Origin of the sequence: Zhengella sp. (assembly GCF_041397485.1) — a bacterium.
Classification (GTDB): Bacteria; Pseudomonadota; Alphaproteobacteria; order Rhizobiales; family Rhizobiaceae; genus Zhengella.
The window spans coordinates 996075-1021741 of the sequence record NZ_JAWKWO010000001.1 but is presented as its reverse complement, the minus strand read 5'-3'; the positions used below and the strand labels follow the sequence as shown (position 1 = coordinate 1021741).

Genomic DNA, 25667 nt, shown 5'->3' with positions numbered 1-25667 from the left:
GCCGATGCGGCGCCTCATTGCAGATCAAGCAGGCGTTCGAGATATTCCTTTTCCAGTTGCGGCGACAGCGCATTGCCGAGCCGCTCGCGGATCGCTTCCAGGATTTCACGGGCCCGTTGCGCGTCGATCTCATCGGGCACTTTCACGGTATCGCCGAAATCCGGTCCGGTCGTGGCGCGCGGCCGACCGAGCGGATCGCGGTCGTCGGCCCGGTTGTTGCCGCCGGGTTCCGAGCCACCCTGACCGTTTTGCTGTGCCTGCTGCTGCATCTGGTTCATCATGTCCTGGGCACCCCGGCGCAGGGCTTCCAGCGCCTCGCCCTGCCGGCCGACCGCCTGCTCGCCGTCAGCATCGCCAAGCGCACGGCCAGCCTGACCCATCCGCTCCCCGGCCTCGCCAAAGCCTTCGCCGGGTTCGATGCCCATGCCGCGCAGATCTTCCATCAATTGACCCAGTTCACCGCGCAATTGCCCCTGGCCTTCCTGCAAGCCGCGCAGGGCCTCTGCCAGTTCCTCGGACGTCATTCCTGATCCCTGGCCAGGCTGCTGGCCGCCTTGTCCCTGGCCAGGTTGCTGGCCGCCTCGCCCCATGCGGCCCTGCTGTTGCCCCTGTTCACCTTGCTGACCCTGCTGACCCTGCTGCCCGCGCTGGCCCTGGCGCTGCTGGCCTTCCTGCCCCTGCTGGCCGCGCTGCATCTGATCCAGGCGGAAGGTCTCGTTCATCATTTCCTGCTGGCGGCGCATCAATTCGCCAAGCCGGTTCATCTGCTCGCGCATCTGACCCTGCTGGCCTTGCTGGCCGTCCTGCTGGCGGCCGGCCTGCAGGTTGCGCATCATGTTTTCCAGTTGGGAAAGCAATTGCTCGGCTTGTTCGCGCTGTCCGGACTTGGCAAGATCCTCCATCTGCTGGAGCATGCGGTCGAGGTCGGACTGGCTCATCTCCTGCATGTCCTGCGGCATCTGCTGTGCCATGTTCGGATCCTGCTGTGCGCGCTCGGCGAATTCGCGCAGGAACTCGTTGAGCGCTTCGCGCAGTTCCGCGATGCGGCGTTCGATCTCCTCGTCGCTGGCGCCATTTTCCAGTGCCTCGCGCAGCGCCTGCTGGGCATCACGCAGGCGGCGCTCGGCGTCGGTCAGATCGCCATCCTCGATCTGGACGGCCAGTTCCCACATGTAGTCGACCGTCTCGCGCAGGGCGTCGTCCGTTTCTGCCATGTCGAGGCGCGAGCGCAGCGCCATCAGCCCGAGATAATGGGACATGTTGGAAAACGTGTCTTCCGGACGCAGCGTCACGGAATCGAGGAGCAGCAGGACACGTGGCTTACGGTTCGCGTCGAGCGCCAGCATGCGCCGCTGCTCGATGACAGCCTTCGCCAGCGGATTGGTGAAGACCCGTTCCGGCATGGTGATGGAAAGCGGTTCGGAAATGCCTTCCTGGCCGGCTGCATCGGTGACCTTCAACCGCATCCGCGCGCTTGCGCCTGCCCACGGATGCTCGGCCATGACGGTGGTGGTCCGGGCCTCGCCCTCGCGCTCGCGCGGCAGGGAGAGCGGCATTTCCGGGGCCTCGTAGAGCGGCCGGGCATCCGGCGCCCGGTCCTCGGCCAATTCGAACAGGGTCTCGCCGGACCGGGCGCCATAGTCGTCCTTCACCGTGTAGGTGAGGGTGAAGGAGCCGTTCGGCTCGCGCTTGGGGTCGCCGTCCAGCGCGATTTCCGGCGGCTGGTCGGGGATGACGGTGAAACGCCAGTCATTGACGGCCGTTTCCTGTGTGGCCAGCCGGAGATTGCCATCGCCTTCAAGCGTCAAGGAAAACTGGCGCGCACCGGCCGGGGAGGAATTCGTGGAGGCGCGATCGGGGAGGGTGGCCATGTCCGGCGCAACGGGGCTTGCCGCCGGTTCACCTGACGGCTGAAAGCTCAGTTCCTCGCCACCGGATCCGCCTGTCACGCGAACGACCACCGTGGACCCTTGCGGGACGGTGAAGGCGGTCTCGGCACGGTTGGCTTCGGCGGTGAGGAAGACCGGTGCGCGGCCGGTATAGGCCGGTGGCGTAACCCATGCATCGACACGCGGCGGGATGACGGGAGCGCCGCCGCGGGCGGAAAAGGCATCGGTGAGCGTGCCGCCGCCGGGGCCGAGGGAAAAGGCGAAGGCACCGGCCAGGAGCAGCGCCGGAATGGCGCGCAACGCCCAAGGGTCGCGTGCCGGAACGCCGGTTGCCGGCGAGCCGGGTGACAAGCGGTCGAGACCGGCGGCCAGGCGTTTCTGGTGTTCGCGCCACAATGCTTCGGCGAAGGGGTCGCGGCTGACCGCGGCCAGCCGGTCGGACTGCGTCGTGACAGGCCGGTGCAACAGGGCGTTGGCGCGCTCGATCCGATGGTCGATCTCGGCGCCGCGCGGCCAGCGCATGCGCGACAGCGGGAAGAGGGACGCCACGGCTGCCAGGGCAAACGCGCCGGTGAGCGAAAGCCGCGCCCAATCCGGCATGACACGGAAGAGGCCGAACCAGGAAACCACGGCAAAGAGGGCCGCCAGGATGGCGAGAGGAAGCAGAAGCGGCCAGAGGCGCTCGACGATCAGGACGAGACGCACGATCGAGCGCGTGCGTTTCAGGCGTTCCAAGAGGCCGGTTGTGGTCTCCATGCCGTCCTTCCGCTGCCGGCGCCGGCGGGCCATCCGCCGATCCATGGAACGCAAGGATAGCGGAAATTGCGCCAAAGGCGAGGCCGATGCACGCAAACGTGAAGGCCTGCCTTTTCCCCTGCCTGCGGGATCAGAGCCAGTCCGGCACCGAATCGAGGCCGATCAGGGCGTCCAGGGGCAGGCGCGGCCGGACCACGTGGAAGCGGTCGCCATTGACCAGCACTTCCGGAACCAGCGGGCGCGAATTGTAGGTGGAGGCCTGGACAGCGCCATAGGCCCCGGCGGATCCGATGGAGAGCAGGTCTCCGGCGGACACGCGCGGCATTTCCCGGTCATGGGCCATGTAGTCGCCGGTTTCGCAGACCGGGCCGACAATATCCGCCGTGATGCGCGAGGCGGTGGCCGCCTTCTGCTCGACGGGATAGATTTCGTGATGGGCGTCGTAGAGCGTCGGGCGAATCAGGTCGTTCATGCCGGCATCGACGATGACGAAATTCTTCGCGTCGCCTTCCTTCACGTAGACGACCTCGGTGACCAGGATTCCCGCATTGCCTGCAATGAGACGTCCCGGCTCGAATATCGCCTTCAGGCCCAGTTGCGTGACATGCTTGCGCACCACTTCGGCATAGTGCTCCGGCAGGGGGGGCGGATTGTTGTCATCCTTGTAGGGAATGCCGAGGCCGCCGCCCAGATCGACATGCTCGATCTCGTGGCCGTCCTGGCGCAGGGTCTGCACGAGTTCGGTAAGCAGGGCGAAGGCATCGTCGAAGGGCTGCAATTCGGTGATCTGGCTGCCGATATGCATGTCGATGCCCGAAACCCGGATGCCGGGCAGGGTGGCTGCCTCGGCATAGACCGCGCGGGCGCGCTGCCAGGGAATGCCGAACTTGTTTTCGGCCTTGCCGGTGGAAATCTTCCTGTGCGTCTTCGCATCGACATCCGGGTTGATGCGCAGTGAAACATGGGCCTGCCTGCCGAGTGCGGCCGCGCGGGCCGAAAGCAGTTGCAGTTCCGGTTCGGATTCGACATTGAAGCAGCAGATGCCGGCTTCGAGGGCAAAGTCCATTTCGCGGGCGGTCTTGCCGACGCCGGAAAAGACAATGCGGCTGGCGGGAATGCCGGCGGCCAGCGCGCGGCGCAATTCGCCTTCGGAGACCACGTCGGCGCCAGCGCCCAGGTTTGCCAGCGTCTTCAGGACAGCCTGGTTGGAATTGGCCTTCATGGCATAGCAGACCATGGCATCGAGACCCTCGAATGCCCTGGCGAAGACCTGGTAATGGCGGGTCAGCGTGGCCGTGGAATAGATGTAGACCGGCGTGCCGACGGCGCGCGCGATCTCCGGCACCGACACGTCCTCGGCGTAAAGCACGCCGTCGCGATATTGAAAGTGGTTCACGGGTGTAAGGTCCTGGGTCCCTGAAAAAGGATCACTCGATCAGCGGATCGAGAATGAACGGCTTGTCGGCCACCGGTTTCTCCGGTGCGGGCGCTGTCTGGCCGCCCTGGCGGGTCTCCTTGGCCTCGCGCACCGACGCCTCGTATGGCGTGTCCAGCGCGCCGCGGCGGCCGCAAGCAGAGGCCATGGTGGCGATCATGATGAGGCAAAGCCCGGCGGTCAGCGGTTTCTTGAGGACGGTCATCGCTCTTCCGTTCGTGTGATCGAGGTGTCCTATAGCCGATTGTGCGTGCAATTGCACCCGCGTTTGCAACCCTGTCACCCCCTGGAAAGGCGCTTTTTCCAATAGCGCACCTGCTTCTTCACCTGAGCCGGCGCGGTGCCGCCAAAGGAATCGCGGCTCTTTACCGACTGGGCCACCTGGAGCACCGGGAAGACGGCGTCCGTGATGGCCGGATTGATCGCCTGAAGGTCCTTCAGCGGCAGCTTTTCCAGTGCGCAGCCGCGCTCCACCGCCAGGGCGACGGCGCGTCCGGTGACATGATGGGCTTCGCGGAACGGCAGGCCCACCTCGCGCACCAGCCAGTCGGCAAGATCGGTGGCGGTGGACATGCCGGCGCCGGCGGCCTTCTTCATCGCGGCCACGTTGACGTCCATCTCGTCGAACATGCCGGTCATGGCGGCCAGCATCAGGTCCAGCGTCTCGGCAGCGTCGAAGACGGCTTCCTTGTCTTCCTGCATGTCCTTCGAATAGGCCAGCGGAAGACCCTTCATCACGGTCAGCAGGGCGATCAGGTCGCCATTGATGCGGCCGGTCTTGGCGCGAATCAGTTCCGCGGCGTCCGGGTTCTTCTTCTGCGGCATGATGGAGGAACCGGTGGAGAAGCTGTCGGACAGCTTCACGAAACCGAATTGCGGCGTCGACCAGATGACGATCTCCTCGGCCATGCGCGACAGGTGGGAAGCGCAGATGGCGGCGACGGAGAGGAACTCCAGCGCGAAATCGCGGTCGGAAACGGTGTCCATCGAATTGCGGGTGGGCTCGCGGAAGCCGAGCGCTGCCGCCGTCATGTGGCGGTCGATCGGATAGCCGGTACCGGCCAGCGCGGCGGCGCCCAGCGGGCATTCGTCGAGGCGCGCGATGGCGTCGGCCACGCGGGAGCGGTCGCGGGCGAACATTTCCACATAGGCCATGCAGTGATGGCCGAATGTCACGGGCTGGGCCGTCTGCAGATGGGTGAAGCCCGGCATGACGGTGGATGCATGGGCCTCGGCCTTGGCGAGCAACACCTCCATCAGGCCCTTCAGCGCGGCGTGGACGCGCTGCAATTCCTCCTTGACCCAGAGGCGGAAATCGGTGGCCACCTGGTCATTGCGCGAACGGGCAGTGTGCAGGCGGCCGGCGGCGGGGCCGATCAGGTCGGCGAGCCTGGCCTCCACGTTCATGTGGATGTCTTCGAGCCGGGTGGAAAACTCGAATTGTCCGCTCTCGATCTCTGACAGGATCGTGTTCAGGCCGTGAACGATCTTGTCATGGTCTTCCGCCGAAATTATGCCAGTTTCCGCGAGCATGGCGGCGTGGGCCAGCGAACCGCGAATGTCCTGGGCGTAGAGTTTCCGGTCGAAGCCGATGGAGGCATTGATGGCTTCCATGATGGCGGCCGGGCCGGAGGCGAAACGTCCGCCCCACATCTGGTTGCTGGTCTTGGTGTCGCTCATGGCCCTGTTCACACTTGCGGAGTGGTTCTCGAATGGCTGACGGAAAGACGTCCCTGTCCTTCAAATGGATTGCCGGCGCGGCGCTTGCCGCCGTGATTGCCGGCGCCGGCGCGGTATACGTGACAAACGCGCCCTCTGGCAATGGCGGGACAGGGGTCGCACAAGCGCAATGCGAGGCCAGTCCCGAACGCAAGGCAGCCATCGATGCGGCGGCAAAGGGAGAAGTGGCGGCATTTCTTGCCACCGATCCGGAAGACCTGACCGCTGTCGCCTTCCAGGGGCCGGACGGCACGCCGATGACGCTGGGCGATTTCAAGGGCAAGACGATCCTGGTGAACCTTTGGGCAACCTGGTGTGCGCCTTGCCGCAAGGAAATGCCGGCGCTGGACGGGTTGGAGCAGCAGCTTGGCGGCGACGAGTTCGAGGTGGTCGCGGTCAATATCGACACCGGCGAGCCGGCCAAGGCCGAGCAATTCCTGGGCGAGGTGGGCGTGACGACGCTGGCCCATTACCGGGACCCCTCGATGGGCATTTTCAACGAGTTCAAGCGACGCAGCCTGGCGCTTGGCCTGCCTGCCACTGTGCTTGTCGATCCGCAGGGTTGCCTGATGGGCAAGCTGAACGGTCCGGCGGAATGGAACAGCGAGGACGCCATCGGGCTGATCGACGCGGCGATGGAGCGTCAGACGCCTTCCGGTTGAGGCGGGGGCGGGCCGGTTCAGCCCAGCCGGGTCTCGAACTCCTCGTAGCCGAACCGTTTGGCGACCGTGGTCTCGCCCGTTCGGCTGTCCCAGATGACCAGCGCGGGCAGGGGCGTGCCATTGAACGTGCTCGCCTTCACGCCCGTATAGTAGCCGAGGTCGAGGAAGACGAGCCGGTCGCCGATGTCCGGCATGCGGTCGAAGCGGTAGGTGCCGATGGTGTCGCCCGCCAGGCAGGTGGGCCCGCCGACGCGCGCCACGTTCGGGTCGTTGACGTCGCGCGGTTTCAGATCGCGCGGCAGCGCCGTTGCGCCCAGGCATTCGGGCGTGAAGGGCGCTTCCAGCACGTCCGGCATGTGGCATGTGGCGGAGGCATCGGTAACGATGACGGGCGCACCTGTGACGCCGACGTCGAGCACTTCCGCCACGACCGCGCCGGCATGCAGGGCAATGGCCGTTCCCGGTTCGAGATAGACGGTGAGGCCGGTGCGCTCGCGGAAGCCGCGCAGGAGCGCGATCGCCTCATCGACGGGAAAGCCGTCATCGGTGAAAAGAACGCCGCCGCCCAGGTTGATCCAGTCGATCGCAGGGAAAAGATGGGCAAACCGGGTCTCGACCGCTTCGAGATAGCGGGCGAAGGGTTCCAGCCCGTGATCGCAGAGCGCGTGGACGTGGACGCCGGCAAATGGCGCCATGTCGTCCGGCGTGAGGGACGCGGCGTCGATGCCGAGCCGCGACCATGGGCCGGCGGGATCGTAGAGCGGGTTGGCGACTTCGCGGTGATGGGGGTTGAGCCGGAGGCCCAGTTCGGGCCGTGCGCGGCCTTCCAGCATGGGCGCGAAACGGCGGTATTGCGTCAGCGAGTTGAAGATCAGGTGATCGGAATGGCGGCAGATTTCGTCCACGTCTTCTGCCTTCAGTCCCGGCGCGAAGGCATGCATCTCGCCGCCAAAGCGGGTCTTTCCGAGCCGTGCCTCGTAAAGCCCGCTGGCAGCCGTGCCGTCAAGATATTTTGCGATGATGTCGGCCACCGCGAAAGCGGAAAAGGCCTTCAACGCCAGGAGCACCCGGACGCCGGCCGCGTCGGCGATGTGGCGCAGGATGCGGCAATTGTGCTCGATCCGGGCGCGGTCGATGACATAGGCCGGACTGGGAAGGTCCGCCGTTTCCAGCATGTGGAAATAGCCCGGCTGCATCGGGTCACCGGCCCCAGGGCCAGGAACCGTCCAGCGGCAGTTCGCTGACTTGCCAGCCAATGCCGGTTTCGGGCATGAGGCTCAGGAATGGATCGGGATCCAGTTCCTCCATGTTGACCATGGAGCCGGGGTTCCAGGCACCATTGGCCAGCAGCCTCGCTGCCGTGATGACGGGAACGCCGGTGGAATAGGAAATCGACTGGGCGCCGACCTCGCTGTAATTGTCGGCATGGTCGCAGGTCGACCAGATGAAGAAACGCTTGTCCTCGCCATTCTTGCGGCCGCGAATATCCACGCCGATGCAGATCTTGCCCGTGTAGTCCCTGGCAAGACTGGCCGGATCCGGCAGCAGCGCCTTGACCAGACGGTTGGGTGCGACCATGACGCCGTCCACCTCGACGGGAATCGAGGAGGTGAGGCCCAGTTTGTCGAGCACCTCGAAGACCTTGAGATAGTGTTCGCCAAAGCCCATCCAGAAGGTGATGCGCGGCGTGTCCGGGAAATTCACCGCCAGCGACTGCAATTCGTCATGGCCCATGGAATAGACGCGATGGGTGCCGACCTCCGGCAGGGTGACGTCCATCCATTCGGAATGGTGGGGCATGGTGCGCCAGGCGCCGCCCTCCCAGGTGATCACGTCTTCCTTGATCTCGCGCAGATTGACATCCGGGTCGAAATTGGTCGCGAAATAGCGCCCGTGGCTGCCGCCGTTCACGTCGATGATGTCGATGGAAGCGATCTCGTCGAGCAGGTGCTTGCGGGCATGGGCACAGAAAATGTTGACGACACCGGGGTCGAAACCCATGCCCAGAAGCGCGTTGACACCCCTTTCGGTGAAGGCCGGGCGGCGCGGCCATTCGTGGTAACCGTACCAGTTGGGCTGGATGTTCTCGACATGCTCGTCTTCGGCCAGCGCCGTGTCGATGTAATGCGTGCCGGTTTCAAGGCAGGCATCCATGATGGCGGGGTTGCAATAGGGAGAGGCGACATTGACGACGATATCGGCGGCCGTCTGTCGCAGCATCGCCACCGTTTCCTGCGTGTTTCGCGCGTTGACCCGGACCGGCTCGATCAGCCGGTTCTCATTGGCGGCGGCCCAGCGCGCATGAACGGCATTGGCCTTGGCGGTCAGCTTTTCCAGCGACCGGCTGGCCCAGTAGATGTCGCCGAATTCCTTGCGGAACTGGACAGCCTTGTTGGCCGCCACGTCGCCGACGCCACCGGCGCCGATGATGACAAGATTGGGTTTGCCCATCAGGCCGTCTCCCGTTCAGTTCACATCGTGACCCGTCGAGGGGCGGACCCTGAGGCGGGTCCCTGTCGCCATCATCAGTGGCGTGATGCGATGCTCGTTGCACTCCGGTTTGTGGAAGGGCTAACTAGCGGCGAAAGCGCCGCGGGGAAAGGGGAAAAGCCCGCCGGTGCGGGAATTTCCCGGGCCCTAGCGTGTCGGAACGGGCGTTTCGCCGCGATAGTCGTAGAAGCCGCGGCCGGTCTTGCGGCCGAGCCAGCCGGCTTCGACATATTTCACCAGCAGCGGGCAGGGGCGGTACTTGCTGTCTGCCAGCCCGTCATAGAGCACCTGCATGATGGAAAGACAGGTATCGAGGCCGATGAAATCGGCCAGTTGCAGCGGACCCATCGGGTGGTTGGCGCCCAGCCGCATCGCGGTGTCGATGGCCTCGACCGAGCCGACGCCTTCATAGAGCGTGTAGATTGCCTCGTTGATCATCGGCAGGAGAATGCGGTTGACGATGAAGGCGGGGAAATCTTCGGCGACGGTGATGGTCTTGCCGAGCCGGTCGACGAAATCGCGCGTGGCGACGAAGGTCGTTTCGTCGGTGGCGATGCCGCGCACGACTTCCACCAGTTTCATCACCGGCACGGGGTTCATGAAATGGATGCCGATGAAGCGCTCGGGCCGGTCTGTCTGCGCCGCCAGGCGGGTGATGGAGATCGAAGACGTATTGGTGGCCAGCAGGGCCTCCGGGTTCAGGACCGGGCAGAGCTGGGCGAAGATCTTGCGCTTGATCGTCTCGTCCTCGGTGGCCGCCTCGATGACAAGATCGCAAGCGGCCAGATCGTCGAGCTTCGGCGCCGGCTTGATGCGCGAAAGCGTGGTGGCGCGGTCTTCCTCGGAAATCTTGTCGGACGCGACCTGGCGGGCCATGTTGCCGTTGATCGTTGCCAGGCCCTTTTCGATGCGCTCGCCTGAAATGTCGTTGAGCATCACGTCATAGCCCGCCAACGCGCTGACATGGGCGATGCCGGCTCCCATCTGTCCCGCGCCAATGATGCCGATGGTCTTGATACCGGTCATGATTTTCGTACCCGCCTTGTTGTCCCGCTACAAACCGATAGGCCGTATCAGGCCCGTATTGCGGTGCACATTACGGCAGGAACGCGACAGTTGGAATAATCAATGTGGCTGGCCGCGCCGGGAAAAAAGCCGGGGCATCTTCTCTGCCCCGGCCCGGTGTCGGCGACGGATTGGCGCTCAAAGCGCCTTTTCGAGTTCCGGCAACGCCTCGAAGAGGTCCGCCACGAGGCCATAATCGGCCACCTGGAAGATCGGCGCTTCCTCATCCTTGTTGATGGCGACGATGACCTTGGAATCCTTCATCCCGGCCAGGTGCTGGATGGCGCCGGAAATGCCTGCCGCGATATACAGTTCGGGCGCGACGACCTTGCCGGTCTGGCCGACCTGCCAGTCGTTGGGCGCATAGCCGGCATCGACGGCGGCGCGCGAGGCGCCGACTGCGGCACCCAGCTTGTCGGCCACGGGCAGGATGACTTCCTGGAACTTCTCTTCCGAGCCGAGCGCGCGCCCGCCGGAAATGATGATCTTGGCGGAGGTCAGTTCCGGGCGGTCGCTTTCCGAGAGCTTGTTCCCGACGAAGCTGGAGAGCCCCGGATCGGCAACGGCCTCGACCGTTTCGACGGAAGCCGAACCGTCCTGGCCGGCGGCCTGGAAGGAGGCGGTGCGCACCGTGATCACCTTCCTGGCGTCAGTCGACTGAACGGTCTGGATGGCATTGCCGGCATAGATCGGGCGCTGGAACGTGTCGGCGCTTTCCACCGCCACGATCTCGGAGATCTGCATGACGTCGAGCAGGGCCGCGACGCGCGGCATGACGTTCTTGCCCATGGTCGTGGCCGGGGCGACGAAGGCGTCATAGCCCTCGGCAAGCGCGACGACCTGGGCCGCCGCCGGCTCGGCGAGACGCTCGGCGAGCGCGTCGGATTCGGCCAGAAGCACCTTGCGCACGCCCGACAGCTTCGCAGCGGCGTCGGCGGCCGCCTTGGCGTCCTTGCCGGCAATGAGAACGTCCACGTCGCCGCCCATCTTCAGGGCAGCGGAGAGCGCCTTGGCGTTCTGGTCGGACAGGGAAACGTTGTCGTGATCGGCAACGAGAAGAATGGCCATGTGTGTGTTCCTTTCCTTGCCTGTCCTTACAGGACGCCCGCTTCGTTCTTCAGCTTGTCGACGAGTTCGGCGACCGAGCCCACCTTGACGCCCGCCTTGCGGCCTTCCGGCTCGGCGGTCTTGAGCACCTTGAGGCGTGGCGCGGTGTCGACGCCATAGTCGGACGGCGCCTTCTCGTCGAGCGGCTTCTTCTTGGCCTTCATGATGTTGGGCAGCGAGGCATAACGCGGCTCGTTGAGGCGGAGGTCCGTGGTGACGATGGCCGGCATGTTGATTTCGATGGTCTGCAGGCCGCCGTCGACCTCGCGGGTCACGGTGGCCTTGCCGCCATCGATCTTGACCTCGGAGGCGAAGGTGCCCTGCGACCAGCCCAGCAGCGCCGCCAGCATCTGGCCGGTCTGGTTGGCGTCGTCGTCGATGGCCTGCTTGCCGAGAATGACCAGTTCAGGCTTCTCCTCGTCGACGATGCCCTTGAGGATCTTGGCCACGGCGAGCGGTTCGACCAAATCGTCGGTCTTGACGAGAATGCCGCGGTCGGCGCCCATGGCAAGCGCGGTGCGGATGGTTTCCTGGCACTTCTGCTCGCCAATCGAGACGGCGACGATCTCGGTCGCCACGCCGGCTTCCTTCAGGCGGATAGCCTCTTCCACGGCGATCTCGTCGAAGGGGTTCATCGACATCTTGACGTTGGCCAGCTCAACGCCCGAGCCGTCAGCCTTGACGCGGATCTTCACGTTGTAGTCTACGACCCGTTTGACCGGTACCAGGACTTTCATGCACATGTCCTCTCTAGAGTTGGATTTTGTGGGCGGAAACTAAGCGCCTGAAACGGCGCAGGCTAGCCCCGCAGCGTAATTTTCGCGTCCGGATTCGACGCATCCTCCCCGGCGACCTTTCAGCAGCCTGAAACATACCGCGCGGTATGTAGCCTGTCTTGTTCTCAACATCAATTGTGTGCGGCGCAAAAATGTGCCCAGGCCATCGCTATTGGCGGCCCCAGCGGCGGCCCATGCCGCCGCGATCGGGCTTGTCCTCCGGCAGCGGCGGCGGTTCGGTCACGACGGCCCTGGGCGTGACAATGGCCCGGTCGAAAAGCGGAACGCCGGGCCGGCGCAGCACGAGCAAAAGCAGCGCGCCGGCGGCTATTCCGCCCAAATGGGCCGCCCAGGAGACCTCATCCTCCCCCGAAGCAAGGAACATGAAGACCTGCAGGCCGATCCACAGGAGAAGCGGGATGAAGGCTGGGATTCGCAACGGAATGCGGCCCAGCGCCAGAACCCAGACCTTCACGCGCGGATGGAGCAGGAGATAGGCTGCGACGATACCCGCCACAGCCCCGGACGCACCGATCAGCGGCGTTTCGGATGCCGGATCCATGAAGCCGTGCAGCCAGGCCCCGGCCGCCGCGCAGGCCAGATAGAAGATGACATACTTGATGTGACCCAGGGCATCCTCGACATTGTCGCCGAATACCCAGAGGAAGAGCATGTTGCCGCCAAGGTGCATCAGGTCGCCATGCATGAAGGCGTAGGTGACGTAGGTCAGTTCTTCCGGAACGCGAACGAGGTCCGGCGTCAGTTCGTTGATGTCATGGACCACCGAGGGCACGTAGCCGTAGCCCAGCGCGTCGGCGATGAGCGCCTGCTGTCCGTTGAAACCGGTCAGCAGGAAGACGGCGACATTGATCGCGATGATTGCGATGGTGACATATTGCGCCCGGATATGGCGCAGGCTGTTGGCATCGTGCAACGGAATGAACATCGAAACCCGCCGTCCCCTGCCGCCTGTTTCAGCGGTTCGCCCCCGGAACCCATAGCACGTCGGCGGCGCCGTTGTCATTGACCACGCGGGCGGCGACGAAGAGCAGGTCCGAAACCCGGTTCATGTAGCGGATGGTCTCCGGATTGACATGCTCGCCAGGCGTTTCGGCCAGTTCCACGATCAGGCGCTCGGCGCGGCGCGCCACCGTGCGCGCGAGGTGCAGGGCGGCCGCGGCAGGCGATCCGCCTGGCAGGACGAAAGATTTCAACGGCTGCAATGCCGCGTTCAGCGCGTCGATGTCCCGCTCGATGCGTTCGACCTGGTGATGGACGATGCGCAGGGGCTCGTAACCCAGGTCCTCGCCGAGATCCGGCGTCGCCAGGTCGGCACCGAGGTCGAAGAGATCGTTCTGGATGCGCGACAGCATGGCGTCGAGCTCCGCATACCCGCCGGCGGTGTGGAGCCGGGCCATGCCGATGCAGGCATTGGCCTCGTCCACCGTGCCATAGGCGTCGACGCGCGGATCGAACTTCATGCGCCTTCCGCCGGCGGCAAGGGCGGTCGTGCCGTCGTCGCCGGTGCGCGTGTAGATCTTGTTCAGCTTGACCATGACATCCCCTCCTGTGCCTGCCGCTTCAGCCCGGGCGTGCGAAATAGAGCGCGCCGACGATGAGCAGAATGGCGATGAACTGCAGGAAGACGCGCGCCTGCATGAGCTTGTTCGATGTATTGGCGTCGCCCGCCCGCATCATGTTGATCAGCCCCCTGACGAGGACGAAGGCCACTGCGGCCATGGCGATCATCGCCAGAAACTTGAAAACGGTATCCATTGCCTGCTTTCCCGATGGTCCGGCACGGGCCGGCCCGGTTGTCCTTGTGTTGCGTCATCCTTGCCCGGCGGTGATGCGGTAGGCAAGCGCCGGGGGAAGAAAACGCTTGATGAATACGCCGGCGCGCGCCGGCAGGGTCATCACATAGTGCGGTTTCGGCCGGGGACTATTCAGCGCATGGCGCAGAACGCGATGGACGGCGTGCGGCCCCGGCTTCCAGCGCGACACCGACCCGCCGGCTTCCATGCGGGCCAGTTGCGCCTCATAGGCATCGCGGTGGGGCGAGCCCTCGATGTCGACATGTTTCAGGAACCAGGGCAGGCCGTTGGCCGCGATCTTCGAGACCACGGGACCGGGCTCGATGAGCGAGACCTTGATGCCGGTCGCGGCGAGCTCGGCGCGCAGGCAGAGCGTCAGGCCTTCCAGCGCATGTTTCGATGCGGCATAGGCACCGCGATATTTCACCGGCACCAGACCGAGAATGGACGAGCAATTGACGATGCGGCCGTACCCTTGGGCGCGCATGACAGGCACGATGCGCCGCGTCAGGTCGTGCCAGCCGAAAAAATTGGCCTCGAACTGGGCGCGCAGGGCCGCAACGGGCAGGTCTTCCACAGCGCCGGCCTGGGCATAGGCGCCATTGTTGAAAAGGGCGTCCAGCCTGCCGCCCGTACGCGCCAGGACATTGGCGACGAGCGCCTCGATGGAGGACGGTTCGCAATAGTCCAGGTAAAACGCCTCGATGCCATCGGCCTCGAGCGCGGCCAGATCGTCCGGCTTGCGGGCCGTGGCGAAGACGCGCCAGCCTTCCGACCTGAGGGCGCGGGCGCAATGGGCGCCGATGCCGGAGGAGGCGCCGGTGACGATGATGGTGCGTGCGGCGGGCATGCGAAAACACCCTTTCTCGATAGCCTGCATTTCCCATATACAAAGGCAGCGCGCAACCAGAAGGACAGGCTGATGCCAAGATACATCGCGGCAAGGCGGATCCTGGGCGATGCCTTCGGGCATTTTTCCCGCGATGACGGCTGGGCCATGGCCAGCCATGTCGCCCTCTCGACATTGATGGCGCTGTTTCCCTTTCTCATCTTCGCAACGACGCTGGCTGTCTTCCTGGGGGCCGATGCCTTCGCGGATTCCGCCGTACACCTGATTTTCGACACCTGGCCGGAGACGATTGCCGCGCCGCTGTCGCGCGAGGTCAACAGCGTGCTGACGACCCAGCGCGGCGACCTCCTGACGATCGGCGCCGTGCTTGCCCTCATCTTCGCGTCCAATGGCGTCGAAGCGCTGCGAACATCGCTCAACCGCGCCTACCGGCAGGTGGAGGGGCGCTCGGTCATCCTGTTGCGCGCCCAGAGCCTGGGCTTCGTGGTGCTGGCCACGGTCGTGCTGGTTGTCGTCAGCCTGCTGCTGGTGGCGCTTCCGGTGATCGTGCGCCAGATCACGCTGCGCTTCCCCGTGGTTTCGGAATGGTATGGCAGCTTCGATGCGCTTCGCCTTGGCGTGGCGGCGCTGGTCCTGACGGTCGGGCTGGTGTCTGCGCACAAATGGCTGCCCTGCGGGCGGCGCACCATTCGCGACATCCTGCCGGGCGTGGTGCTGACACTCGTGTTCTGGATCGTCGGATCGTCGGGCTTTGCCGCCTATCTCAACAGTTTCGCCAATTACGCGTCGACCTATGCCGGTCTGGCCTCGATCATCATCGCACTGGTGTTTCTCTACATGATCGCGGCGATCTTCATCATCGGTGCCGAACTCAATGCCGCGATCATGCGCTACCGGTCCTTGCGGGAGCAGGTTTCGCGTTTGCCATCGTCGCCAGAGCCACGCCGAAGCTCGTGATGGCCATGCCGAGGATCTGCACTGGCAGCAGTTCCTCACCGAACAGGATCCAGGCGAACACCGCCGTGCAGGCGGGAACGAGATAGAAGAGCGATGCGACCTTGGAGATCGCGCCCTCGCGGATGAGGTACATCAGCAGCATGATCGCGCCGATGGACAGAACGAGGACGAGCCATGCCATGGCAAAGATCGTGCTGCCGTTGATTTCCAGATGCCCTTCCTCGAAGAACAGCACCATGGGAATGGCGGCCAGGACACCGCCGAGATACTGCCAGAATGTGCCGCGCATGAGATTTGCCCCCTGGACGAAGCGCTTCTGCCAGATGGTGCCGGCGCTCATGCCGAGCACGGAGATGACAGAGGCGGCAAGCGTGGCGGCGTTCACGCCGGCGCCGATGACGCCGATCTTCGGCCACAGGACGATGATGACGCCGGCAAAGCCCACGACGAGGCCCGTCCAGTGGCGGCCGGTCACCCGTTCGCCGAGCGCGGGAACCGCCATGAAGGCGGTGATCAGCGGCTGAAGGCCGATGATGAGCGCGGACAGTCCGGCCGGCATGCCGTGGCGGATGGCCCAGAAGACGCCGCCCAGGTAAACCCCGTGCATGAGAACGCCGGCCACCATGGAATGGATGACATGGGCCGGCTTGAGGCGCGGCCCGGCAAACCAGGCCACGAGGCCGGCAATCAGCGCGGCGGATAGGACGAAGCGGACGCCCAGAAAGGTGAAGGGCTCGGCATAGGGCATCGCGTAACGTGCGCCGATGAAGCCGGTGGCCCACAGGCCGACAAAGAGGGGAGGAGCGATGCGAGCCGGATTCATGGGGATGTCTGCGCAGGTTGTTGCCGTTGGGGATGAACGAGGTTCCCGCATATACCGGCGGCAGGCTTAAGCAAAGCGAAAGAAATTGACGCTACGATGCGCAAAGTTTCGTGCGAATGACAATCGCGAGCGTGAGGCCAAGCCCCATGATATGGAGAATCGATCCCTTCTGGCTGGTTGTCGGGTTCATGGTGGTTTCGATGCTGGCCTATGTGTTCGGCTACGCACTCGACCGGATCATACGGGAAGAGGGCTTCGGCCCGGCCGGCAACATGGTTGTCCTGGTGATCGGCTTCTTCGGTTCAATCTATATCTGCAATGCGTATGGCATACCGTTCCGCAATCTCCAGATCGCGGTGGCGGCAGGGGTGACCGGCGGCTGCCTGCTGATGAGCATACTGGCGTTCGCAAAGGGCATCTTCTACCGCACGGACTAGGCGGCCCGGCCATGCCTGGCGCGAAAGCGGCCTTACATCATCCCCACCATTTTTCGGATGTCCGCGGGCGTGGTGCCGGCCGCGCGCAGGCTCGACAGCGCCGTATCGCCGTGGCTCTTGGACAGCTTGCGGCCGTCGCCGCCGAGGACAAGGCGGTGATGATGATAGACCGGGGACGGCAAGCCAAGAAGGTCCTGCAGCAAGCGGTGCAATGACGTTGCGTGAAAAAGGTCGCGGCCGCGCACCACGTGCGTCACGCCCTGCAGCGCGTCGTCCACGGTGACCGACAGGTGATAGCTGGCCGGTGTCTCCTTGCGCGCCAGCACGACATCGCCCCAGAGTTCCGGTTCGGCCGGTACGAGACCGGTCTCCCCGCCAGGTCCCGCGCCGGTTTCCTGCCAGCCGGCCACCGGCCCGGCGAAGGCAAGTGCGGCCTGCATGTCGAGCCGCCAGGCAAAGGGCTCGCCGGCGGCGATGCGCTCATCGCGCAGGCGTTGCGGCATGGCGCGCTCCGAGCCCGGATAGAGCGGCGCCCCGTCGGGGTCGCGCGGCCATGGCGCGTCTGTTCCGGCTTCCGCCTCGGCAATGGCGGCCCGGATCTCGCCACGGGACAGGAAGGCGGGGTAGACGAGGCCTTCGGCGGCGAGCGCCTCCAGCGCGGCAGCATAGTCGGCAAAGTGCTCGGACTGGCGGCGCACCGGCCGTTCCCATTCCAGGCCCAGCCAGTCGAGGTCTTCCAGCATGGCGGCTTCCAGTCGCGGCGTACAGCGGGTCGTGTCGATGTCTTCCATGCGCAGCAGGAAACGGCCGCCGGCTGCCCGTGCCATGTCATGGTTGAGGCAGGCCGAATAGGCATGGCCCAGATGCAGGGCGCCATTCGGGCTGGGCGCGAAGCGGAAGACAGGTCGGATCATCGGGAGGCGGCGCGGCTCGGTGAACGGACGGGGAGACTAGCCGCTGGCCCCTCAAGGTGGCAAGCTGCGGACATGCGACCGATCGAGACACTGGATGACATTGCCGAGGGACTGGCGGCGCTTGCCGGCCGCGATGCCCGCCTCAAGCCGGTCATCGAGCGGGCAGGCCCGGTCCCGCTGCGCCGTTCCGCGCCCGGCTTTGCCTCGCTTGCCTCGATCATCGTCGCCCAGCAGGTCTCCAAGGCAAGCGCCGATGCCATTTTCGGGCGCCTGGCCGGCCTGCTCGATCCGCTGACGCCCGAAGCGGTGATGCATGCGGACGATGCCGTCTTTCGCCAGGCCGGCCTTTCCCGGCCCAAACAGGCAACGCTGCTGGCCATTGCCAGGGCGGAAGCCGGCGGCCTCGGCCTTGGCGGATTGGGCGGCTTGCCGGCTGAAGAGGCCATCGGGCGATTGACCGTGATCCGCGGGGTCGGCCCGTGGACAGCGGAGGTCTACCTGCTGTTTGCCGGTGGCCATCCGGACATCTTTCCCGCGCGCGACGTGGCGTTGCAGGCCTCGGTGCACGAGGCGCTGGGCCTGGAGGCGCGGCCCGGCGAGAAGGCGCTGGCCGCGCTTGCCGAATCATGGGCCCCGTGGCGGGGCGTGGCGGCACGGCTTTTCTGGGCGCACTATGCCGCGATGCGGGGGCGCGATGGCGCCCCTTCCACCCGGTGAAGCCAAAAAAGCAATAAAAACAGACGCACCTAAACCGCGCACAGATGAAATAGCGGCTTCACAATGCTGTCATCTCCGGCTTACAGTATCCGCGCCGACAGACCTGAAACATAGGGGGTCATGGCGTGACGGTGCACGTCAATCCGGACGGATTGCCCGCTCTTGTACTGAATGCGGACTACCGTCCCTTGAGTTATTATCCGCTGTCCCTTTGGTCGTGGCAGGACGCGATCAAGGCGGTCTTTCTCGACCGGGTGAACATTGTGGCGGAATATGATCACGAGGTGACCTCGCCGAGTTTCCGGATGAGGGTGCCGAGCGTCGTTTCGCTGAAAACCTATGTGAAGCCGGCGCGCCATCCCGCCTTCACGCGCTTCAATGTCTTCCTGCGCGACCGGTTTCGCTGCCAGTATTGCGGTTCGGAGGAGGATCTGACGTTCGACCATGTCGTGCCGCGGCGCTGCGGCGGGACCACGAACTGGGAGAACATCGTGGCGGCCTGTTCGCCCTGCAATCTGAAAAAGGGCGGCATGATGCCGGAACATGCCAGGATGTGGCCACGGCAGAAGCCCTTCCAGCCGACCGTGCATGACCTGCACAACAATGGCCGCGGCTTTCCGCCCAATTTCCTGCATGAAAGCTGGATGGACTATCTCTACTGGGACGTCGAACTGGAGCCGTGACGCCGGGCCGGCGGGCGTTGCGCCTCAGCGCCTGGCGAATGCTCCGCGAAAGGCGACTGCCGCGAGGAAGGCGCTTGCCAGCACGTTCCATCCGGCCATCGAGAGACCGAAAATGCGCAACGCCGCTTCATCGCAGGATGGCGGTCTCTGCGAGGTGGCGCCCTTGAGAAGGTCTTCCACCGACCCCGACAGGACCGGTGCAGCCGACACGCAATCGCTCGGCCCGGCCCAGAAACCCCACTCCACACCGGCATGATAGGTGCCGAGCACGAGGCCATAGATCATCAGTGCGCCGCCGGCGGACAGGAGCAGGCGGACGAGCCGCTGACCGGCACCGAACCGGGCCAGGAGGAAGGTCGCCAGCATGAGAGGGGCGCCGACATAGTAGGGCGTACGCTGCTCCAGGCAGAGCGCGCAGGGAATGTATCCGCCGATATGCTCGAAGCCCAGCGCGGTGGCCACCGTGGCAGCCATGGCAATGGCGAGAAACAGGGCCGTCGATGTGGCGGTGCGGGTGGCGTGAATGGTCATGGGTCTATCCAGGGTGATCAGAAGACGTAGCGGATGGCGACAAAACCGCCGATCAGCAACACCATGAAAAGGATGAAAAGAAGGTTGAGGTATTTCTCGATGAAAACACGGATCGGCTCGCCCCAGCGATAGAGCAGAAAGGCGACGAGGAAGAACCGGGCCGCGCGGCCGATGATGGAGACGATGGTGAAAACCAGGAAATTCAGGCCGGTGGCGCCGGAGAAGATGGTCAGCACCTTGTAGGGAAAGGGCGTAACCGCGGCAAACAGCACGCCCCAGCCGCCCCAGGTGTTGTACCAGGCGCTGATCTGCTCGAAGGCATCGACCTTGCCATAGAACGCCAGAAGGGGCTCGCCGACGGTTTCATAGAGAAACATGCCGATGGCATAGCCCAGGAAAGCCCCGGCGACCGATGACAGCGTGCACAGGATGGCGATGCGCAGCCAGTTTTCCCGCTTCGCCAGCACCATCGGGATCAACAGAACATCCGGCGGGATGGGGAAGAACGAACTCTCGGCGAAGGAAATGCCGGCCAGCGCCTTTTCGGCATGGCGGGTTCCGGCAAGCGACAATGTCCAGTCATAAAGGCGGCGCAGCATGCTCGATCACTCTTGCACGAAGGGACCGGACGCATGCCGGTTTCGGTCTCCCGTGTAGGCGCGGTCGGCGAGGCTGGCAAGGGTGCAACCGCAGACATGGTTGGAATGTGATTGACGTGAGGCGTCCGGTTCGTATAGTCCGGCGCCATCGTGGTCATGCATTTGCCTGGCCACGGGCCCCTGTGGCGGAATTGGTAGACGCGCTCGACTCAAAATCGAGTTCCGCAAGGAGTGCTGGTTCGATCCCGGCCAGGGGCACCAAACGATCACGACAGTCTCAAGACGTTTCCGTTGCGGGTTGCTCGCAGCGTCAGCTTTTTCATGCGGTTCGCGAGGCGGCGGGATCCGCCGACCGGTCAGGTGGACGCCGGCGGGCGGCCCGGTGCGTCCGGCTTCATGGCAGCGCTCATATCGTCGAACTTGCCCAGAGGTTCGAGGCATTTCGAACAGCGGATTTGTTCAACGAGGGAAATGTCGCCTTCCACAATGATGTGATTGACAGTTCCGCAGGCGGAACAGGTCATTGTCTGCGAATGCATCGCATGCTCCTTTGCCGTTAAGGCGGGAGCGCAAACCCGGTTGGAAAGGGAGATGTCTCTCAGGCGCCGGCTGCCGATACCGAATGCCAGCGATAGATAATAGTTAACACAAGACGGTCGCTTTGGCGAGTCCTGCCGCAGACAAGGGGCGGGGAGAAAGGAAAACCGCGGCCGGAAAGCCGCGGATTTCCGGGCTGGCCGTCAGCCCTTCAGTTGCTGGCCGACGCACCGTCGATGATCTCGCCGAAAAGCTCGAACCGCTCGCCATTGAAGCGTTCAAGCTGCATGGACTGGAGCGGATAGAAATCGCTCGGGCCCGTATTGACGTTGATGCCGGGCAGGGAGACATCGAGTTCGAGATTGTCGATACTGGCGGCCGCCTTCATGATGCCGGCACGGGTGAGGTCGTCGCAACTCGCCCGCAGCACGTTTTCAAGCGTTTGCGTGACCCCGTAGCCATAGATGGTGAAGTTGGAGGTCTTGTCGCCGTCGGGATAGTACTTGTCCATGAAGGCGTGCCACTTCTTCAGGCCCTCGTCGTTTTCCCATTGCGGATCCTGCGGATCCTTCAGATAGGCCGCGCTGATGATGCCCCTGGAGGCTTCCAGGCCTGCCGGCTTGAGCACCGCGCCGACGGAATTGGAGACGCTGTTGAGGAACTGCGTGGGTTTCCAGCCGATCTCATGGGCCTTCTTGATCGCCTGGGCGGCGAATTTGGGGGTGCCGACATTGATGAAGATGTCCGCGCCGGAAGCCTTGAGATTGATGATCTGGGAATCGACCGTGGGGTCGGAGGTTTCATAGGGCTGTTCGGCGACGATCATCGAAGCCTTGTCGCCGAGACCGGCCTTCAGGCCGTTAACGTAGTCTTTTCCGTAGTCGTCGTTCTGGTAGAGGATGCCGATCTTGCCGTCGGGATGGTTCTCGCGGATATAGGCGGCGTAGATCTTGCCCTCGTCGACGTAGTTGGGCTGCCAGCCCATGGTCCAGGGAAAGTTTTCCGGATCGCCGAACTTGGACGCACCGGTGGCGACGAAGAGTTGCGGCACCTTCCTGGCGTTCATGTATTTCTGGATGGCCGAATTGGTGGGCGTGCCAAGGCCGTTGAAGATGAACATGACCTCGTCGCTCTCGACGAGCTTGCGCGTCTGCTCCACCGTCTTGGGCGGGCTGTAGCCGTCGTCATAGGCAATCAGTTCGATCTTGCGCCCGCAGACGCCGCCATTGTCATTGAGCATCTCGACATAGGCCTGATCGGTCTTGGCAATCTGCGAATAGGCGGAGGCCGGGCCGCTGAACGGCTGCACAAGACCGATCCTGATGGTGGAGTCGGTGACACCCGTTTCCTGTGCGCCGGCCGCGATGGCAACGAGCGAGGCGCCCGTCGCAACGGCCAGCACGGCCGCGCGTTTGCTTGCATTCCTCATGTCTTCACTCCCTCTGGTTCGGCGCCTTAGCGGCGCTTCATGCGATCCGCCAAGGTCCGGATCAGACCTCCCGCCCCGCTCGGCATCAGGTAGATCAGCAGGATGAGGATGATGCCGTACATCGCGCCGGACAGGCCCTTGGAGACCTCCTCGGCGATGTTGGGGACGAAAACGATGAAGGCGCCGCCCGCGATGGCGCCGGGCAGCCAGCCGACGCCGCCGACGACCAGACCGACGAGCAGCGCGATGGACAGGACGAGCGTGAAGCTGTCAGGGGCCACGAACTGGATGACGATGGCCGCCAGGGCGCCGGCAATGCCGGTGAAAAGCGCGCTGACGCCGAAGGCAAGCGCCTTGTAGAGCGATACGTTGACGCCCATGGAGCGGGCGGCGACCGGATTGTCGCGAATGGCCATCATGGCGCGGCCGGAGCGGCTGGCAACGAGATTGCGCGCGGCCCAGTAGAGCAGCAGGCCGATGACGAGCGTGAGATAGTAGAGCCACTGGTCCTGGGAGAGCGGCAGCCCGAACGGCGGATCCGGCTTCAGGATGACGATGCCCTGCACGCCGCCGGTCCATTCCTCCAGAACGGAGAGCTTGAGCATTTGCGGCGTGGCAATGGCCAGCGAGAAGGTGGCCAGGGCGAGATAAATGCTCTCCAGCCGCAAGGCCGGCAGGCCGAACAGGAAGCCGGAAACAAAGCAGACCAGGCCGGCCACGGGGATCGTCCACAGATAGCCGATGCCGTAGTGTTCCATGAGAATGGCTGTCGTGTAGGCGCCGATGGCGTAGAAGGCGCCATGGCCCAGCGAGAACTGGCCGTTGAAGCCGGTCAACAGGTTCAGGCCCATGATGGCGATGGCATAGATCAGCATCATGTTGAGCTGGAAAACGGTGAAGCCCTTCAGGAAGAGCGGGCAGACGAAGAGCACCAGAAGGACGGCGATGCCAAGCCAGGCGCCGCGGCTGAAGCGCCTGGCCGCGGCCGCGTCCGGATGATCGGCGGAGACGGAGTTCACTTGCTCTTGCACAGCCATGTCAGACCCTTTGAACCACGGTGCGGCCAAACAGGCCGTTCGGCTTGATGACGAGGACGACCACGATCAGGGCCAGGGCGATGGGCAGTTTCAGTTCGGCGCCGACAACCGGGATGTAGGTTCCCGCCAGGTTCTCGATCACGCCGACGGCAAAGCCGCCGAAAACGGCACCGCCGGGGCTGGTCAGGCCGCCAAGCACCGCGCCGGCAAAGCCGTAGAGCAGGATGGAGAGCATCATGTTGGGTTCGAGAAAGACGACCGGCGCGATCATGATGCCGGCCACCGCGCCGATGGCCGAGGCCATGCCCCATCCCAGCGCCGCCATGGTGCCGACGCGAATGCCGACCAGGCGCGCGGATTCGGGATTGGCCGCGGCGGCGCGCATGGCCAGGCCGATGCGCGTGTAGCGGAAGAAGGCGAACAGCAGCACGAGGACGACGAGCGTGACAAGGATCATCCCGGCCTGGTGGGCGCCGATCAGCCCGCCGCCAAACAGCGTGGCGGTGCCGAACGGGCTGGGAAACGGCTTGACGGTGAAATCCCAGATGAAGCCGGCCAGCGAGTTGAAGATGGCGTAGAGCGCGATGAAGATGACCAGATGGCTGAGTACCGGGGCATTGGCTATCGGCTTGAGCACGATGCGTTCGATCAGGAAGCCGCCGGCAAAGGACAATGCGAGCGCCAGCAGGAACGCGCCCCAATAGGGAAAGCCCCATTGAAGCAATTGCCAGGCCATGAAGGTGGAAAACATCGCCATCTCGCCCTGGGCCAGGTTGAGGTGGTGGATCGCCTGATAGATCATCACGACGGCGAGTGCCATGCAGGCATAGATGCCACCGGTGGCAATGCCGCCGAGAACCTGCTGGATGAAGATCTCCATCGCTTGCCCCTTCAATAGCCGAGGTAGGAATTGCGGATCGTGTCGTCGCCGCGAATCTGCGCCGCCGGACCGGACATGGCGATGCTGCCGGTCTCGATGAGGTAGGCCTGGTCGGCCAGTTCGAGCGCGAGCGAGGCGTTCTGCTCGACCAGCAGCATGCTGACGCCCATGGTGTCGCGGATGTCCGCGAGAATGGCGAAGAGCTCCTCGACGACGAGCGGCGCAAGGCCGAACGAGGGCTCGTCCAGCAGCATGAGCGCGGGCCTGAGCATGAGGGCACGTCCGATGGCCAGCATTTGCTGCTCGCCGCCCGAAAGGGTGCCTGCCTGCTGGCGCGAGCGCTCCTCAAGGCGGGGGAAAATGCGATAGATCCGGGCGATGTCCTCGGCGATGCCGCTGCCCTGGCGGCGCGTCATGGCGCCCAGTTGCAGGTTTTCCTCCACCGAAAGCGACGTGAAGGTGCCGCGTCCTTCCGGCACATGGGCGATGCCGAGGCGCACGATGTCCTCGGTGCGCTTGCGCGCGATGTCCTGTCCGTCGAATTCGATCGTGCCGGAATGGCGCACCATGGCGCAAAGGGCCCGCAAGGTGGTGGTCTTGCCCGCGCCATTGGCGCCAAGCAGCGTGGTCACCGCGCCGCGGCCGATGTCGAAATCGATGCCATGGAGCACTTTCAGTTGTCCGTAGCGGGCCTCAAGCCCGCGGACCTTCAGAAGCGGGCTCATTTGCGATCCCCCAGATAGGCGCGGATCACTTCGGGGTCTGCCTGGACTTCGCCCGGCGTTCCTTCGGCGATCTTGCGGCCGAAGTTCAGGACCACCACCACGTCGGAAACCGACATGACGAGGTTCATGTGATGCTCCACGAGAAGAATGGTCACGTTGCGCTCGTCGCGAATGCGGCGGATGTGGCCGGCGAGTTCGGAGACTTCGTCATGATTGAGGCCGCCGGCCGGCTCGTCGAGCAGAAGAAGGCGCGGCCGGCTGGCGAGCGCACGGGCCAGTTCGACACGCTTGAGCGTGCCGAAGGAAAGGCCGGAAACCGTCTCGTCCGCGACGCCCTGCAGATCGAGATAGTCCAGCAATTCGTCGACAATGGCGTTGATGCGGGTTTCCTGCCGGCGCGACCGGGGCAGGCGCAACACATCGCTGACCATGTCGCTCCGGCTGGCGGAATGGGCGCCGATGCGCACGTTGTCGCGCACGCTGAGATTGGCAAAGGACGCGAGGTTCTGGAAGGTGCGGCCGATACCGGCGGAGGAAATGCGGTGTGCCGGCCGGTCCAGCAGGGTCTTGCCGGCAAGCCGGATGTCGCCCGAATTGGGGGTGTAGAGACGGCTCAAGCAATTGAAGAGCGTCGTCTTGCCAGCGCCATTGGGACCGATCAGACCAAGAATCTGGCCAGGCTCGATGGTAAAGCTGATCCCGTCGAGGGCCTTGATGCCGCCGAACCGGACGGCCACGTCCTGCACGGAAAGCAAGGAGCCGCCGGCCGGCATCACGGGGCACCGCCGGCCGGCGAAAGGTCGAATGGCAAAATGAACCCGCTGCGGCCGGCTGC

27 protein-coding genes and 1 tRNA gene are annotated in these 25667 nt (G+C 64.4%); 6 read left to right on the top strand and 22 right to left on the bottom strand.

All coding sequences use genetic code 11. The features are described 5' to 3' along the window. Positions 1-14: 14 nt before the first annotated feature. The 4 genes from R3D65_RS04840 to argH form a co-directional block, all read right to left on the bottom strand. Positions 15-2645: a TIGR02302 family protein gene (locus R3D65_RS04840; RefSeq protein WP_371274102.1), complete on the bottom strand. Its 2631-nt coding sequence runs from the start codon at positions 2643-2645 to the stop codon at positions 15-17. Between the two features lie 130 nt (positions 2646-2775). Further along, positions 2776-4041, bottom strand: a complete 1266-nt coding sequence (gene lysA, locus R3D65_RS04835; protein ID WP_371274101.1) for a diaminopimelate decarboxylase — start codon at positions 4039-4041, stop codon at positions 2776-2778. A gap of 31 nt (positions 4042-4072) precedes the next feature. Continuing rightward, on the bottom strand, positions 4073-4285 hold the full coding sequence (locus R3D65_RS04830; protein WP_371274100.1) for a hypothetical protein: 213 nt from the start codon (positions 4283-4285) through the stop codon (positions 4073-4075). 74 nt (positions 4286-4359) lie between these two features. Further along, positions 4360-5760, bottom strand: a complete 1401-nt coding sequence (argH, locus tag R3D65_RS04825) for an argininosuccinate lyase (protein ID WP_371274099.1) — start codon at positions 5758-5760, stop codon at positions 4360-4362. Positions 5761-5792: 32 nt separating this feature from the next. Between argH and R3D65_RS04820 the strand changes: the two genes are divergently transcribed. After that, positions 5793-6461: a TlpA disulfide reductase family protein gene (locus R3D65_RS04820; protein WP_371274098.1), complete on the top strand. Its 669-nt coding sequence runs from the start codon at positions 5793-5795 to the stop codon at positions 6459-6461. A gap of 17 nt (positions 6462-6478) precedes the next feature. Here R3D65_RS04820 and R3D65_RS04815 read toward each other — a convergent pair whose 3' ends face one another. The 9 genes from R3D65_RS04815 to R3D65_RS04775 form a co-directional block, all read right to left on the bottom strand. Continuing rightward, complete coding sequence (locus R3D65_RS04815; RefSeq protein ID WP_371274097.1) at positions 6479-7657, bottom strand: carboxynorspermidine decarboxylase; 1179 nt, start codon at positions 7655-7657, stop codon at positions 6479-6481. A gap of 4 nt (positions 7658-7661) precedes the next feature. Continuing rightward, positions 7662-8912 carry a saccharopine dehydrogenase family protein gene (locus R3D65_RS04810; protein WP_371274096.1) on the bottom strand — a complete coding sequence of 417 codons (1251 nt, stop codon included), beginning with the start codon at positions 8910-8912 and terminating at the stop codon, positions 7662-7664. Positions 8913-9098: 186 nt separating this feature from the next. Then, positions 9099-9977 carry a 3-hydroxybutyryl-CoA dehydrogenase gene (locus tag R3D65_RS04805; RefSeq protein WP_371274095.1) on the bottom strand — a complete coding sequence of 293 codons (879 nt, stop codon included), beginning with the start codon at positions 9975-9977 and terminating at the stop codon, positions 9099-9101. A 177-nt stretch (positions 9978-10154) separates the two neighbouring features. Continuing rightward, positions 10155-11084: an electron transfer flavoprotein subunit alpha/FixB family protein gene (locus tag R3D65_RS04800; protein ID WP_371274094.1), complete on the bottom strand. Its 930-nt coding sequence runs from the start codon at positions 11082-11084 to the stop codon at positions 10155-10157. A 26-nt stretch (positions 11085-11110) separates the two neighbouring features. Continuing rightward, the gene (locus R3D65_RS04795; RefSeq protein WP_371274093.1) at positions 11111-11860 is read right to left on the bottom strand and encodes an electron transfer flavoprotein subunit beta/FixA family protein; all 750 of its coding nucleotides are present in this window, start codon (positions 11858-11860) and stop codon (positions 11111-11113) included. Between the two features lie 208 nt (positions 11861-12068). Beyond that, the gene (locus R3D65_RS04790) at positions 12069-12845 is read right to left on the bottom strand and encodes a rhomboid family intramembrane serine protease (protein ID WP_371274091.1); all 777 of its coding nucleotides are present in this window, start codon (positions 12843-12845) and stop codon (positions 12069-12071) included. Between the two features lie 28 nt (positions 12846-12873). Next, complete coding sequence (locus R3D65_RS04785; protein ID WP_371274090.1) at positions 12874-13455, bottom strand: cob(I)yrinic acid a,c-diamide adenosyltransferase; 582 nt, start codon at positions 13453-13455, stop codon at positions 12874-12876. A 25-nt stretch (positions 13456-13480) separates the two neighbouring features. Continuing rightward, the gene (locus R3D65_RS04780) at positions 13481-13675 is read right to left on the bottom strand and encodes a twin transmembrane helix small protein (RefSeq protein ID WP_371274089.1); all 195 of its coding nucleotides are present in this window, start codon (positions 13673-13675) and stop codon (positions 13481-13483) included. Positions 13676-13729: 54 nt separating this feature from the next. After that, the gene (locus R3D65_RS04775; protein WP_371274088.1) at positions 13730-14563 is read right to left on the bottom strand and encodes an SDR family oxidoreductase; all 834 of its coding nucleotides are present in this window, start codon (positions 14561-14563) and stop codon (positions 13730-13732) included. A gap of 72 nt (positions 14564-14635) precedes the next feature. Here R3D65_RS04775 and R3D65_RS04770 point away from each other — a divergent pair, with 72 nt between their 5' ends. Beyond that, a complete protein-coding gene (locus R3D65_RS04770; protein ID WP_371274087.1) occupies positions 14636-15520 on the top strand; it encodes a YihY/virulence factor BrkB family protein in 885 nt (294 codons plus the stop codon). On the opposite strand, the gene R3D65_RS04765 is transcribed toward R3D65_RS04770, so the two are convergent. Continuing rightward, positions 15447-16343, bottom strand: coding sequence for a DMT family transporter (locus tag R3D65_RS04765; protein ID WP_371274086.1), 897 nt, complete (start codon positions 16341-16343; stop codon positions 15447-15449). The genes R3D65_RS04770 and R3D65_RS04765 overlap by 74 nt on opposite strands. Positions 16344-16489: 146 nt before the next feature. Here R3D65_RS04765 and R3D65_RS04760 point away from each other — a divergent pair, with 146 nt between their 5' ends. Next, positions 16490-16780: a hypothetical protein gene (locus R3D65_RS04760; protein ID WP_371274085.1), complete on the top strand. Its 291-nt coding sequence runs from the start codon at positions 16490-16492 to the stop codon at positions 16778-16780. Between the two features lie 32 nt (positions 16781-16812). Here the strand turns inward: R3D65_RS04760 and gluQRS are convergent, their stop codons facing one another. Beyond that, complete coding sequence (gene gluQRS, locus R3D65_RS04755) at positions 16813-17694, bottom strand: tRNA glutamyl-Q(34) synthetase GluQRS (RefSeq protein WP_371274084.1); 882 nt, start codon at positions 17692-17694, stop codon at positions 16813-16815. Between the two features lie 72 nt (positions 17695-17766). Between gluQRS and R3D65_RS04750 the strand changes: the two genes are divergently transcribed. Continuing rightward, complete coding sequence (locus R3D65_RS04750; RefSeq protein ID WP_371274083.1) at positions 17767-18411, top strand: DNA-3-methyladenine glycosylase; 645 nt, start codon at positions 17767-17769, stop codon at positions 18409-18411. A gap of 125 nt (positions 18412-18536) precedes the next feature. Next, entirely contained in the window at positions 18537-19094 is a 558-nt protein-coding gene (locus R3D65_RS04745; protein ID WP_371274082.1) for an HNH endonuclease, read from the top strand. A gap of 24 nt (positions 19095-19118) precedes the next feature. Here the strand turns inward: R3D65_RS04745 and R3D65_RS04740 are convergent, their stop codons facing one another. Together R3D65_RS04740 and R3D65_RS04735 are read right to left on the bottom strand one after the other, a co-directional pair. Next, positions 19119-19625: a disulfide bond formation protein B gene (locus R3D65_RS04740; RefSeq protein WP_371274081.1), complete on the bottom strand. Its 507-nt coding sequence runs from the start codon at positions 19623-19625 to the stop codon at positions 19119-19121. Positions 19626-19642: 17 nt separating this feature from the next. Then, positions 19643-20224, bottom strand: coding sequence for a YqaA family protein (locus R3D65_RS04735; RefSeq protein WP_371274080.1), 582 nt, complete (start codon positions 20222-20224; stop codon positions 19643-19645). Positions 20225-20400: 176 nt separating this feature from the next. On the opposite strand from R3D65_RS04735, the gene R3D65_RS04730 reads away from it, so the two are divergent. After that, positions 20401-20485: transfer RNA gene (locus tag R3D65_RS04730), tRNA-Leu, on the top strand. Positions 20486-20972: 487 nt separating this feature from the next. Here R3D65_RS04730 and R3D65_RS04725 read toward each other — a convergent pair. The 5 genes from R3D65_RS04725 to R3D65_RS04705 are packed head-to-tail and all read right to left on the bottom strand — an operon-like array spanning position 20973 to position 25605. Continuing rightward, positions 20973-22190 (bottom strand): ABC transporter substrate-binding protein, encoded by a 1218-nt coding sequence (locus R3D65_RS04725; protein WP_371274079.1) that lies wholly within the window; start codon positions 22188-22190, stop codon positions 20973-20975. Between the two features lie 26 nt (positions 22191-22216). Further along, on the bottom strand, positions 22217-23227 hold the full coding sequence (locus R3D65_RS04720) for a branched-chain amino acid ABC transporter permease (RefSeq protein WP_371274078.1): 1011 nt from the start codon (positions 23225-23227) through the stop codon (positions 22217-22219). A 1-nt stretch (position 23228) separates the two neighbouring features. Further along, entirely contained in the window at positions 23229-24107 is an 879-nt protein-coding gene (locus R3D65_RS04715) for a branched-chain amino acid ABC transporter permease (protein ID WP_371274077.1), read from the bottom strand. Positions 24108-24118: 11 nt separating this feature from the next. Beyond that, complete coding sequence (locus tag R3D65_RS04710; protein WP_371274076.1) at positions 24119-24832, bottom strand: ABC transporter ATP-binding protein; 714 nt, start codon at positions 24830-24832, stop codon at positions 24119-24121. After that, positions 24829-25605, bottom strand: a complete 777-nt coding sequence (locus tag R3D65_RS04705; protein WP_371274360.1) for an ABC transporter ATP-binding protein — start codon at positions 25603-25605, stop codon at positions 24829-24831. Before R3D65_RS04705 ends, R3D65_RS04710 begins: the two co-directional genes overlap by 4 nt. Between the last annotated feature and the right edge of the window lie 62 nt (positions 25606-25667).

Excerpts from the sequence above, each read along its gene's own strand:
- R3D65_RS04820 (WP_371274098.1), top strand. The coding sequence starts at position 5,793 with ATGGCTGACGGAAAGACGTCCCTGTCCTTCAAATGGATTGCCGGCGCG.
- R3D65_RS04830 (WP_371274100.1), bottom strand. The coding sequence starts at position 4,285 with ATGACCGTCCTCAAGAAACCGCTGACCGCCGGGCTTTGCCTCATCATG.
- R3D65_RS04790 (WP_371274091.1), bottom strand. The coding sequence starts at position 12,845 with ATGTTCATTCCGTTGCACGATGCCAACAGCCTGCGCCATATCCGGGCG.
- R3D65_RS04750 (WP_371274083.1), top strand. The coding sequence starts at position 17,767 with ATGCGACCGATCGAGACACTGGATGACATTGCCGAGGGACTGGCGGCG.
- R3D65_RS04810 (WP_371274096.1), bottom strand. The coding sequence starts at position 8,912 with ATGGGCAAACCCAATCTTGTCATCATCGGCGCCGGTGGCGTCGGCGAC.
- R3D65_RS04780 (WP_371274089.1), bottom strand. The coding sequence starts at position 13,675 with ATGGATACCGTTTTCAAGTTTCTGGCGATGATCGCCATGGCCGCAGTG.
- R3D65_RS04800 (WP_371274094.1), bottom strand. The coding sequence starts at position 11,084 with ATGGCCATTCTTCTCGTTGCCGATCACGACAACGTTTCCCTGTCCGAC.
- R3D65_RS04805 (WP_371274095.1), bottom strand. The coding sequence starts at position 9,977 with ATGACCGGTATCAAGACCATCGGCATCATTGGCGCGGGACAGATGGGA.
- R3D65_RS04715 (WP_371274077.1), bottom strand. The coding sequence starts at position 24,107 with ATGGAGATCTTCATCCAGCAGGTTCTCGGCGGCATTGCCACCGGTGGC.
- R3D65_RS04735 (WP_371274080.1), bottom strand. The coding sequence starts at position 20,224 with ATGCTGCGCCGCCTTTATGACTGGACATTGTCGCTTGCCGGAACCCGC.
- gluQRS (WP_371274084.1), bottom strand. The coding sequence starts at position 17,694 with ATGATCCGACCTGTCTTCCGCTTCGCGCCCAGCCCGAATGGCGCCCTG.
- R3D65_RS04705 (WP_371274360.1), bottom strand. The coding sequence starts at position 25,605 with ATGCCGGCCGGCGGCTCCTTGCTTTCCGTGCAGGACGTGGCCGTCCGG.
- R3D65_RS04760 (WP_371274085.1), top strand. The coding sequence starts at position 16,490 with ATGATATGGAGAATCGATCCCTTCTGGCTGGTTGTCGGGTTCATGGTG.
- R3D65_RS04785 (WP_371274090.1), bottom strand. The coding sequence starts at position 13,455 with ATGGTCAAGCTGAACAAGATCTACACGCGCACCGGCGACGACGGCACG.
- R3D65_RS04740 (WP_371274081.1), bottom strand. The coding sequence starts at position 19,625 with ATGACCATTCACGCCACCCGCACCGCCACATCGACGGCCCTGTTTCTC.
- R3D65_RS04775 (WP_371274088.1), bottom strand. The coding sequence starts at position 14,563 with ATGCCCGCCGCACGCACCATCATCGTCACCGGCGCCTCCTCCGGCATC.
- R3D65_RS04770 (WP_371274087.1), top strand. The coding sequence starts at position 14,636 with ATGCCAAGATACATCGCGGCAAGGCGGATCCTGGGCGATGCCTTCGGG.
- R3D65_RS04840 (WP_371274102.1), bottom strand. The coding sequence starts at position 2,645 with ATGGAGACCACAACCGGCCTCTTGGAACGCCTGAAACGCACGCGCTCG.
- R3D65_RS04795 (WP_371274093.1), bottom strand. The coding sequence starts at position 11,860 with ATGAAAGTCCTGGTACCGGTCAAACGGGTCGTAGACTACAACGTGAAG.
- R3D65_RS04725 (WP_371274079.1), bottom strand. The coding sequence starts at position 22,190 with ATGAGGAATGCAAGCAAACGCGCGGCCGTGCTGGCCGTTGCGACGGGC.
- R3D65_RS04710 (WP_371274076.1), bottom strand. The coding sequence starts at position 24,832 with ATGAGCCCGCTTCTGAAGGTCCGCGGGCTTGAGGCCCGCTACGGACAA.
- R3D65_RS04765 (WP_371274086.1), bottom strand. The coding sequence starts at position 16,343 with ATGAATCCGGCTCGCATCGCTCCTCCCCTCTTTGTCGGCCTGTGGGCC.
- R3D65_RS04815 (WP_371274097.1), bottom strand. The coding sequence starts at position 7,657 with ATGCAGCCGGGCTATTTCCACATGCTGGAAACGGCGGACCTTCCCAGT.
- R3D65_RS04720 (WP_371274078.1), bottom strand. The coding sequence starts at position 23,227 with ATGGCTGTGCAAGAGCAAGTGAACTCCGTCTCCGCCGATCATCCGGAC.
- argH (WP_371274099.1), bottom strand. The coding sequence starts at position 5,760 with ATGAGCGACACCAAGACCAGCAACCAGATGTGGGGCGGACGTTTCGCC.